This is a genomic window from Dialister invisus DSM 15470 (assembly GCF_000160055.1).
GTDB classification, from domain to species: Bacteria; Bacillota; Negativicutes; order Veillonellales; family Dialisteraceae; genus Dialister; species Dialister invisus.
This window is the reverse complement of record NZ_GG698602.1, coordinates 68,581-79,853: the sequence shown is the minus strand read 5'-3', so window position 1 is coordinate 79,853 and position 11,273 is coordinate 68,581. Positions and strand designations below refer to the sequence as shown.

9 protein-coding genes are annotated in these 11,273 nt (G+C 39.3%); all 9 read right to left on the bottom strand.

From position 1 onward, the window contains the following. Window positions 1-8: 8 nt before the first annotated feature. A complete protein-coding gene (murD, locus tag GCWU000321_RS00360; RefSeq protein ID WP_040381034.1) occupies window positions 9-1,355 on the bottom strand; it encodes a UDP-N-acetylmuramoyl-L-alanine--D-glutamate ligase in 1,347 nt (448 codons plus the stop codon). 75 nt (window positions 1,356-1,430) lie between these two features. Then, entirely contained in the window at window positions 1,431-2,393 is a 963-nt protein-coding gene (gene mraY / locus GCWU000321_RS00355; protein WP_007069070.1) for a phospho-N-acetylmuramoyl-pentapeptide-transferase, read from the bottom strand. Between the two features lies 1 nt (window position 2,394). Then, a complete protein-coding gene (locus GCWU000321_RS00350) occupies window positions 2,395-3,774 on the bottom strand; it encodes a UDP-N-acetylmuramoyl-tripeptide--D-alanyl-D-alanine ligase (protein WP_007069069.1) in 1,380 nt (459 codons plus the stop codon). A gap of 3 nt (window positions 3,775-3,777) precedes the next feature. Further along, the gene (locus tag GCWU000321_RS00345) at window positions 3,778-5,277 is read right to left on the bottom strand and encodes a UDP-N-acetylmuramoyl-L-alanyl-D-glutamate--2,6-diaminopimelate ligase (RefSeq protein WP_007069068.1); all 1,500 of its coding nucleotides are present in this window, start codon (window positions 5,275-5,277) and stop codon (window positions 3,778-3,780) included. A 102-nt stretch (window positions 5,278-5,379) separates the two neighbouring features. Further along, window positions 5,380-5,751, bottom strand: coding sequence for an FtsB/FtsL family cell division protein (locus GCWU000321_RS00340; RefSeq protein WP_007069067.1), 372 nt, complete (start codon window positions 5,749-5,751; stop codon window positions 5,380-5,382). Window positions 5,752-5,772: 21 nt separating this feature from the next. Then, the gene (rsmH, locus tag GCWU000321_RS00335; protein ID WP_007069066.1) at window positions 5,773-6,705 is read right to left on the bottom strand and encodes a 16S rRNA (cytosine(1402)-N(4))-methyltransferase RsmH; all 933 of its coding nucleotides are present in this window, start codon (window positions 6,703-6,705) and stop codon (window positions 5,773-5,775) included. Window positions 6,706-6,719: 14 nt separating this feature from the next. Then, entirely contained in the window at window positions 6,720-7,151 is a 432-nt protein-coding gene (gene mraZ, locus GCWU000321_RS00330) for a division/cell wall cluster transcriptional repressor MraZ (protein ID WP_040381033.1), read from the bottom strand. A gap of 230 nt (window positions 7,152-7,381) precedes the next feature. After that, window positions 7,382-8,320 (bottom strand): tRNA glutamyl-Q(34) synthetase GluQRS, encoded by a 939-nt coding sequence (gluQRS, locus tag GCWU000321_RS00325; protein ID WP_007069064.1) that lies wholly within the window; start codon window positions 8,318-8,320, stop codon window positions 7,382-7,384. After that, the gene (locus GCWU000321_RS00320) at window positions 8,320-11,247 is read right to left on the bottom strand and encodes an insulinase family protein (protein ID WP_007069063.1); all 2,928 of its coding nucleotides are present in this window, start codon (window positions 11,245-11,247) and stop codon (window positions 8,320-8,322) included. The genes gluQRS and GCWU000321_RS00320 overlap by 1 nt, the downstream gene beginning before the upstream one ends. Window positions 11,248-11,273 lie beyond the last annotated feature (26 nt).

Genomic DNA, 11,273 nt, shown 5'->3' with positions numbered 1-11,273 from the left:
TACTCCCATCACTTCAGCCTGTTTACAATCTTTTTAAAATCAAAGCCTCGCGCTTCATAATTAGCATACATATCAAAACTTGAACATGCCGGAGACAGCAATACAACATCCCCGCTGCAGGCAATGGATTTCCCTTTTTCAACAGCGCCCCGCATATCATCAGCCAAAACAATAGTTTTTATCCCGGCTTTCTCTGCTTCATCTTTAAATCTTGCTGCTGCATTGCCTAACAAAATCAAACATTTGACACGCGCTTTCACCGTTTTCATAAACTTATCAAGTTTTGTGTGCTTGTCATATCCGCCTGCAATAAGAATGATTGGACGATTGAATGTTTCCATTCCCTTAATCGCCGCATCTGTATTTGTTGCCTTTGAGTCATTATAATATGAAACTCCATCCAGCTCTCGAACAAATTCGATACGATGCGGTAAGCCTTTGAATTCAATTATTCCATCATGAATGGCTTCAAGCGGGATTCCACCTTCATATGCTAAAAATGCTGCTGCTAAGACATTCTGGTAATTCTGATTTCCTGTCAGCTGCAATTCATCTATACCTGCCACCTTAAGAACTTTCCCCCTTCGCTTAATCACCAAGTCTGCTCCGTTAAGACAGGCGCCTTCTTCTACATCACGGCTTATACTGAACAAACATACAGTAGTATTTTTAGCTTTTTTCATCAGTATCGGAGTATATTCATCTTCCGCATTTAATAACAAGCAATTATCCTTTCCCATATTCTCAAAAATTCTTGCTTTTGCTGCCACATATCTTTCCATCGTATGATGACGTTCTATATGATCTGGAGTAATATTCAAGATCACTGCTGCCTTAGGGCAAAAATCTTTAATAAACTCCAGCTGGAAACTGGATACCTCTGCCGCAATCACTCCATCTTCAGCTACCAATTCTGCTTCACGGCTAAGTGAAATTCCTAGGTTTCCTGCTACTGCAAAAGGTATTGATGAATGGCCTATCATGCTGCCGAGTAAAGTTGTTGTAGTTGTTTTCCCATTTGTACCGGTAACCGCCAATATAGGAGCCTTCGTTACTCTATATGCCAGTTCAATTTCGCTAATTACAGGAATTCTACGCTTAAAAGCCTCCATCACGACTATATTCTCAGCAGAAATAACTGGTGAAACCACAACCGTATCGATTCCATCCAGTAACTCAACAGATTGCATGCCAAATTCAAATACGACCCCAAACGATTGAAGTATTTCTTTTTCTTTCTTATCTTTTATATTGTCTTTTAAATCTGAAACAATAACATTACATTCATGTCTGAGCAATACATGCGCTGCCCCTAGGCCGCTAATCCCTGCGCCAATCACCAATACATTTTTCACTTTTACCGCCTCAAATAAAAACAACTACTACACTTATTGCTTCACTTTAATGCATGAATATATGTCTATATTTTTCTATGCTTTAAATGAAATCATGAGTGTGACACATGCCATAATGCAAGCAAAAATCCAAAATGACCAAACCACTCTAACTTCACTCCAGCCGGAAAGCTCAAAATGATGATGAAGTGGACTCATTTTAAATATTCGTTTTCCTGTTAATTGGAAAGATACAACCTGTAAAATCACAGAAAGTGCTTCGAGCACAAAAACCATCCCTAAAAAAATGAGAAGCAATTCGGTTTTTGTCACTATGGCAATTCCTGCAACTGCCCCTCCTAAAGCCAAAGAGCCGGTGTCTCCCATGAAAATTTCAGCCGGATGATAATTGAAAAATAAAAATCCCACACAGCCCCCCGCTAAGATTGCAGAAAACAAACCAATGTCATGTATCCCGTTTACATAGCAATAAACTGAATAAGCTAAAAATGTTACAACACTGCATCCTGAAGCCAAGCCATCCAGCCCATCAGTCAGATTCACTGCATTGGAAGCCCCTACAACAACCAATACTGCAAAAATATAATACAGCGCTCCAATCTCGATCTCCATTGATGAGAATGGAATTGAGATTGAATATGGCAGATGAAGCGTCTCTACACATCCCCAGCAAAAAAAGGCCGCTAAAATCAATTGTCCCGCGATTTTCTGCTTAGCGGTTAACCCCAAATTCCTTTTCTTTTCCGCTTTTATCAAGTCGTCTAAAAAACCAAGCAAGCCATGTCCCAAAGTCAGAAACAGGAGCCAAAGTACCGATGGGTCTGCCAATCTGTTCCAAATAACGACAAGAACTACAGACAAGCACACAAATAGCCCCCCCATTGTGGGAGTTCCCGCCTTTAAGCGATGCGATTTGGGTCCTTCTTCTCGAATAGACTGCTGCGCCTTATATTTTCGTGCGAGGGGAATTGCAATTACCCCAAGCATAACTGTTAATGCAATTGCTTCCCCCATGTAAAGTATATAAGTAAATTCCATCTTAATTTAAAGATTTCCTCCAAAGTTCCAGTATCGTTTCCATATGCATGTAACGGGATCCTTTGACTAAAACAACATCTCCAGACTGGATCATCTTTTGTAATCTCTGCCAAGCATCCTCACAAGTTGTGCATTCCATGATGTTCGTTTTTCCCGCATCGCGAGCCCCCATAGCTATATGGCGGCTAAGCTTCCCCACCGTAATCATTCCGTCAAACCCTATATTTGCGGCTATTTTCCCCAGTTCATAATGAAATTGTTCCTCTTTTTCCCCCAACTCTCCCATATCCCCTAACACAAGGAAATAATGCTTTCCATTGACCTGACGCATAGCATGAAAAGCCATCTCCATTGATAATGGATTGGCATTATAAGAGTCATCAATCACAGTTACGCCATTAATCTCTGTGAAAAACTGTCTTTGCGCTCCAGGTAAAAACTCAGAAAGTGCTTTTTGAATACGATTTACATCAATCCCAAGCACTCTTGCCGTTGCCGTAGCCGCCAATGCATTATATACATTATGAATACCTAGCATATTCAGCTTAACTTTAAATGCCTCATCAAAGCAGGTACAAACATATTTGGTACAATTATTTTCATATTGAATTCTACTCCCATGGACAGTATAATTCCCATTTACTCCATACCCTATTATATTTCCGCTAAAAGTATCGCCCATTCTAATTACATAAGGATCATCTTCATTTAATATGGCAATCCCCTTATCAGGTAGTGATTCAATTAGCTCTCCCTTCGCCTTCGCGATATTCTCCTGACTCCCTAAAATTCCTATATGCGAAGTCCCTACATTTGTTACAACACCGATAGTAGGCGCTGCAATTCGACACAGTTCTGCAATTTGCCCAAGACCTCTCATTCCCATTTCCACCACGCACGCTTCTGTTTCCGGCGTCATGGATAAAAGAGTCAACGAAAGTCCAATTTCATTATTAAAATTTTTCTGCGTTGCACATACATTCAATTTGGAAGCAACTAAAGCCGCAATCATATTTTTTGTCGTCGTTTTTCCATTAGATCCCGTTACCGCCACCACTGGAATATCAAACTTCATCCGATAGAAATGTGCTAATGCTTCCAGGGCTGTTTGGGTATTTTTTACCAGGATAACGGAAACTGTTCGAGGAACAGCCTTAAAAGAAGATCTTTCGGAAATAATGACCATTGATGCACCGTTAATACATGCATCATTTAAAAAATGATGTCCGTCAAATGTATTCCCTTGCAAAGCAATAAAAAGTTCTCCGGGAGAAATAGTGCGTGTATCAGTATTTACCCCTGTACAATATTCATGGCTCCCCTGCTGCAGTAAAACACCACTAACTGCCTTTAAAATTTCCCCCAGCGTAAATGATGCCATTTCCTAACCTCTTAATGCCTTCCTTACTTCTTCACGATCATCAAAATGAACCGTTTTATCTTTCAAAATCTGATAATCTTCATGCCCTTTACCCGCAATCAATACAATATCCTGATTGTGTGCTATCGACAGAGCATACTGTATGGCAGCACGCCTGTCAGTTACCGTTTTATAAAGTAAATTACTCTTATGTTGGGAAATATCCTGTACCCCGGCAGCTATTTCCCTAATAATTTCTTCCGGGTCTTCTGTTCTTGGATTATCACTAGTAATAACAACAACATCAGAATAATTGGCAGCGATGCGCCCCATAATAGGACGTTTCAATTTGTCCCTGTCTCCGCCACAGCCAAAACAGGTTATAAGACGCCCCTTCGCAATCTCTTTCGCAGTTGTTAATATTTTTTCCAACCCATCCGGTGTATGTGCATAATCTACGACGACGGAAAAAGATTGCCCTTCTTCAATAAGTTCAAACCGTCCTGCCACTGATACGAAATCAGAAAGAGCAGCTTGTATGTCTTTGATATCCACACCTTCTGACAGAGCTGCACCAATAGCTGCCATTACATTATATACGTTGAAACGGCCGATAAGCTTAGTTTTTATAACGTATCTTTTTTCACCAAGCTGAATTTTGAACGATGAGGATTTTCCGCTAAAATGAACATCACTTGCTTTTAGATCGGGATTACCATTAAAGCCATAAGTTGATACTTGGCAAAAATCCGGGTCTGAAATTGCGTTACTCATTACGGCTGCATATGGATCATCACTGTTAATCCATGCCGATTTCCCATCTTTAATCTGATCTTTGTCAGAAACCATTTTGAAAAGGATGGATTTTGCCTTGGCATAATTATCCATAGTCTTATGATAATCCAAATGATCTTCTGTCAGATTTGTAAAAACCGCTGTATCAAACTCACATCCGATAACACGCCCCATAACTAATGAATGAGAAGATACTTCCATACAAACATGGGTTACATTTTCTTTCAGCATCTGATACAAAATACGCTGCAGATCTATAACATCCGGTGTTGTATTATGTGTCGGGATCTCTTTATCCCCAATCAAAGCATGCACCGTTCCAATGACACCGGTTTTATATCCGACATGATGCAGGATATGGGATATAACATGGGTTGTTGTAGTTTTTCCATTTGTTCCCGTCAAAGCAATCATTCTCATTTTTTTAGAGGGATAGTCAAAAAAATATGGAACTATATCTTCCATCGCTTTCCGTGTATCGGCAACATAGATAATTGTAACATCTGAGGCCACATCGATTTTCTTTTCCGCAATAATAGCTGCCGCTCCATTTTCAGCCGCCATATTTGCAAAATTATGTCCATCTACGTGTTCTCCACGCAAACAGAAAAATAAACTTCCTGTTTCTACCGCACGGGAATCCGCAGTTACATCAATTATTCTAACTTGGGAATTACCTTCCATTCTCTCGATAGGAGTTGCCTTTAATAAATCAATTAATTGCTTCACACCAATACCTTCTACTTGTCATCATAATCCTGTACATTGCCTTATATAGTATAACAATTTATATACAAGCACAATAGCGGTCCTATGAGGGCCGCTATTAACTCAATCTCTTATTTTCTGCTTTCCGCCTTCTGTCTCCATACGTCCATAAATAGCACTTGTAGCAACTTGCATACCAAGTTGTGTTTCCGCAATATTTTGGATTCTTGCCGGTGCTTCAAGCTTGGCAACATCCAGCTGTAAAGTTGCATTTTCTTTTGCAATAGAAATTACTTCAGAACGAAGAACTTGCATTTTATATTCTTGCTGTGCATTCATTCCCGAAAAAAAATACAATGCCAACACAGGAATAAATAATAAGGAAAGGCTTATAAATACTTGATAAAAGTTCCTGCGTTCAATGACGCCACTTTGTCCTGCTACTGCTACGTTTTCAGATATATAATTCATCATATTCACATTCTGTGATGTCATTTGAACTTCCCCTATCCCTTATTACACTTTTTCCACCACACGAAGCACAGCGCTTCGTGCTCTTGGATTCTCCTTAACCTCTTGCGGGGACGGCCTTATTGCTTTCCCCACACTTCTGACCTGTCTTCTGTGATTACATATACAAATCGGAATTTCCGACGGACAAATACAGTCTTTAGACATGTCCCTAAAGGTATTTTTGATAATACGATCTTCCAATGAATGAAAAGTGATGACTCCTAACCGTCCTCCCTTATTCAGGTGATTTATGCAATCCTCCATGGCTTTTCGCAAAATACCAAGTTCATTATTTACTTCAATGCGAATGGCCTGAAAAGTCCTTTTCGCTGGATGCGGTCCATCTCTTCTTGCCGCAGAAGGGATTGCCGCTTTAATGACATGGACAAGTTCTTCTGTAGTAGAGATTGGTCTGCGCATCCTGGCTCTATCTATAAAATCAACAATACGACTCGCCCAACGTTCTTCCCCGTAATCACGAATAATATTTCTTAAATGCTCTTTCGTATATGTATTTATCACATCATATGCAGTCAACGAGTTCCTTTGATCCATTCTCATATCAAGTTTTCCATTATTCATATATGAGAATCCACGGGCTCCATCATCCAACTGATGCGATGATACCCCTAAATCAAAAATAAAACCATCAACTTTTTCTATTCCATTCTCTTTTAAAATTCCATTGATATTAGAAAAATTGTCTCTTACTGATATAAATTTACACTGGGCTCCACGGAGCCGTTCTTTAGCCGCCTCAATAGCCTCCCCATCCTGATCTACACCAATTATGCAGCCAAGATTTGAAAGCCCTTCAGCAAGAGCCAAAGAATGGCCTCCACCGCCCAATGTGCAATCCACATAAGTACCGTTTGTATTCGTCAATACATGACTAACCATCTCATTTTGCAAAACAGTAGTGTGGCTAAATTTCATAGATACCTCTTATATCAGAAATTCAGAGGAAGTTCTAACGATTCCGCCAAATCGGTAATAGATTCTTCTTCATTTAAATCCCGATCAAGAAGCTCAGGATCCCATATTTCAATCGTGCTTCCCGCACCGATAATTCTTGCATTTTTTTTTAAATCAGCAAGTTTCCTTAAATGTGCAGGAATCAATATCCGCCCCTGCTTATCGCACTCCATTTCACTTCCTTTTCCAATCAGATATCTTTTTACCTTTCTTACATTTTGATGTGTTGCCGACATTTGCTCAAACTTAGAAATAAGATTATTCCAATGTTCCATCGTATAGATGCAGAGACAGGAATCCAACCCTGGAGCTAAAACGAAATGATCCCCCAATTCTTCGCGGAATTTGGCAGGAAGAATCATCCGCCCTTTCGAATCTATACTGTGCGAATATTCTGACATAAACATGATTCTTCCACCTCCCTCCACTTTTAGCCACATTCTACCACAATCCCCCACTTATATACAATCCGGAACATTTATTCTCATATAACTATTATTCACCAATATTTCCTACCATCTCTTTCTTCGCTTTAATAATGCCAGACATTTTTAACTCCCATTTTGTCTTTATACTGTGTAAAACAGAATAAAATTCACACAAAAAAACGTGATGAAAATCTCTTTCATCACGTTTCCTATTCTGCTACGATATACGCACTACCCAGCCTGGTACATGTATTAAACGGAATATTTATCAAAGCCGCCCTCGCATTTACAGACAGTGGCGTTTTCACTGCGCCAGACCAGTATAACATCCTACCTATAATCTCGCCAGGTGACTTCCCGTTTGCCCTCAGTTCCCGAATGGTAATTCCGCCTTGCCTCTTAGACAAACGTATACCATACTTATCTACCAGCAGAGGTAAATGTCCGTATAAGGGAATTTGATAGCCAAGCTTTCTCAAAAGATAAATTTGATAAAACGTTGAAGACAATAGATCATTTCCTCTGAAAACATGAGTTACCTGCATTATCCCGTCATCCGCAGAAGCCGCCAATTGATATGATACGGCACCATCTGCCCGAAAAATAATAAAATCATCTTTCCCCTCTTCTAAAGTCTTTATCTGATTCCCGCAGAACATATCACAAAAAGAAATTTCTTGCTTTTTCATGCGGATTCTCCAAGATGGCTCTTTGTCGGTTTGTCCCCGTTCTGACCATGATAAGTTTCGACAATGCCCGTCATATATAGGTTTGTTTTCCCCTAAATGGGGAGCTGACGATATATCATGTATTCTTGCCCGCGAACAAAAGCAAGGGTATATGGAATCTTCAGCTTCCCACCGCTTCTTAATACCCTCATATATAGAGAACCGTTTACTTTGTATAGGCTCTCCATATGCATATGCATGCCCGGGTTCTTCATCCCAATCTAACCCCAGCCAAGATAAATCTTCTTTAATTGCTGAGATATAGTCTGCCCTGCACCGGCTTTGATCGATATCCTCTATTCGCAGAATAATTCGCCCTTTATTTTGCCTCGTCCATAACCAGTTTAAAAACGCCACCCATACATTTCCCAAATGCAAATAACCTGTTGGACTTGGTGCAAATCTTGTTTTTATCCCCATCACTTCGGCATAGACAGAATAGATGTGAATAGCGCTTTATTTTGTCTTATTTTTTCTTCGTTTCCCATTACACAAATATAAGGATCATTCATCACACTTCTGACAAGCGGTGCTAAACTTCTGATATTGTCAATTGTACAGTTAACAATTTCATCCCTTATCTTCCTTCGGCTTTCTCGTGTATTCCCTGTCAGGTAGTATGCTAAAGCTCTTTCTCCCTTCATAAATGGTGTCAATTGAATTTCTTCAGCAGCCATCGTCCCAATAACATACTTGGTCATCTCGCGTTCAGATAAGACGAGTGCGCTTAAATAGTCAGGCAATTCCTCATAAACTTTTAAAGTTTCCGCTAAATTAGGATCACGGTAAGAACATAAAACGGCATTACCATTTCGCATAAACTGGGTAAACGCTCCATATGCTCCACCAAGGACTCTTACTTTTTTCCACAAATACTCATATCGAAGAATAGTTTCCATCACCCGGAGTGCTCCAGTATACGCAAAACCATGTCTTTTAAAATTTCCGCCTTTTGCTACATACTGTACTTTACCTGCTGTTTGAAAAGCCTCATTTATTACTACGTTGGAGCAGGTCGTTTCTCGGTTGGCAGGGCCCAGCTCTTCGGGCATTTCTGAAACCATTTCAGGTAAAAACTTATTGACTGCCGTTTTTTCTTCTTCAGATCCAATTGTATGAATAAAAAGATTATGCCGTGTAAAAATTTGTTTTGCCAGCCGTTGCAAGCAAGAAATCATTTCATCGCTAATTGCATCAAATCTTGCAACCACATCACTCAAAAAATAATAATAAGACAACCCTGTCGTCTCTGAATATCTACCTGTTTCAGAAAAATAAGATAATAATCGGCTTATACAAAGAGTATGTCCGCGGGCAAACGCTGTCATATCCCAATTTGCTTTTTCTTCCATTAAAATCTCTCTTAACCGAATTTTGTCAGTATAATCGGTATGCAGGATTACCTCTTTCAGCAGTCGAACCATTTTGTCTGCGTTAGATACGAGTGCTTTTCCTTTTACGATTAAATACGGCGTGCATTTTTGATCTGAATCGATATTACTGATCGACCCCACTTGAAAGTTAATTCCTCCAGTATACGCATTAGACTGTCTAACCAATTCAGAATATTCATAATTTACGGTATTCATCGATAATAGCAGTCTTGTCAATATATTGGCATAAAAGATATCCTTTTTTGACAATCCTTCTAAATTAAAATATAAATTTAGATAAACAATACCGTTTGAATTGATGTCATAGTGAAAATGACGGATTTCCTCAATTCTGCCATTCTCGATTTCATCATTCTCAATTTCACGATTTAAATCTTCCCGTCGAAGGAGAGGAATAGCAGTCAAAGCCTCTTCTGAATCCACAGATGCCTGTCGCTCTTTTAATACCCGTGTCTTTTCTATGATATCCGTAATCTGATTCTCTGAAAGGCTTTTTTTATAGGCGTCCAGTTGTTCCGCAACTTCAATTCTTTTCTTTTCATCAATCCCTTTTTTAGCTTTCATGGTAATCAATACCTGATGAGAATTCTTAATAAGATATTTTAGAAGCAGGCCTTCAAAATAATCCGTTTCAATAGCTTTCCTTAATCCATTTATATCATCGTAATACCGCAGAGCTTCTATTGGATCACGGTCATATAGCCACATATCCATAGCCCGTATTCCGTAAAACAAGCCTTTAGGCCTCCCCTGATAATCGTTTTCTCTTAAAATAAATTCCGTACGATTCAATGCGGCAGTCAACATCTTTTTATCAAGCCCCGTAAGCGCAAGTTTTCTAAGTGTATGATCTACGATTTGTGAGAATTCTCCCTGCCGTTCAGGTTCCGAACCGGTCACAACAATAGACCAGACCGGCTGTTTATAACTATCCTCGTAAGCTCCCGACACATCACTTCCAACACCCGCATCAAGGAGAGCTTTTTTTAACGGAGCGCCATCCATATCAATCAATACATAATTTAATATCCGAATGGCCAATGACTCTTTTGTTGTCATACAATCCGTCATAGCAGCATATAAAGCATGAATCGCTTTATTAGCGATATTCTCTCCATCTGCTATGTTGTAATTCTTTTCTGTTATGACACGTTTGGCAAACGCTTTCTGTGTTCCCACCTCAGAATAGACACACCGTCTATCGAAAGCTGATAAATACTCTTCATCAATATATTTTAAGGTATTTTCTATATCCATATCCCCATATAAATAAATATAGCTGTTTGACGGATGATAAAAACGACGATGAAAATCAGTAAACTCACGGAATGAAAGAGTAGGAATAACGTCTGGATCTCCCCCTGACTCTACATTGTATGTCGTATCAGGAAAAAGCTTTTCCATCGCAGCGTTGTTCAATAATGCATCAGGGGAAGAAAGTGCTCCCTTCATTTCATTATAAACAACCCCATTATAGGTAAGTTCTCCATCTTTCTTATCAAGTTCATAATGCCATCCTTCCTGCATCAGTATTTGGGGATTCTGCAAACAGTCCGGATAAAACACCGCATCTAAATACACATCCATCAGATTATGAAAATCTGTAGAATTTCTACTGGCAACAGGATACATAGTTTTATCAGGCCAAGTCATGGCATTTAAAAAGGTATTCAAAGAGCCTTTTGCAAGTTCCACAAAGGGTTCTTTTAAAGGGAACTTTCTTGAGCCACAAAGAGTAGAATGTTCCATAATATGCGGCGTTCCTTTTGAATTGTCCGGTGTCGTGCGGAAACAGATATAAAAAACCTTATTATCATCTGCTGAATCTAAATACATTAATTTTGCACCGGATTTTATGTGCTCCATCATGTATACATCAGAATTTACCTCTTCAACATGATCCACTTTCATAATATTGAATCCATGCACTACATCTCCATTATTCCATTTCATGGTCAACCTCCATATTATTTCATCAT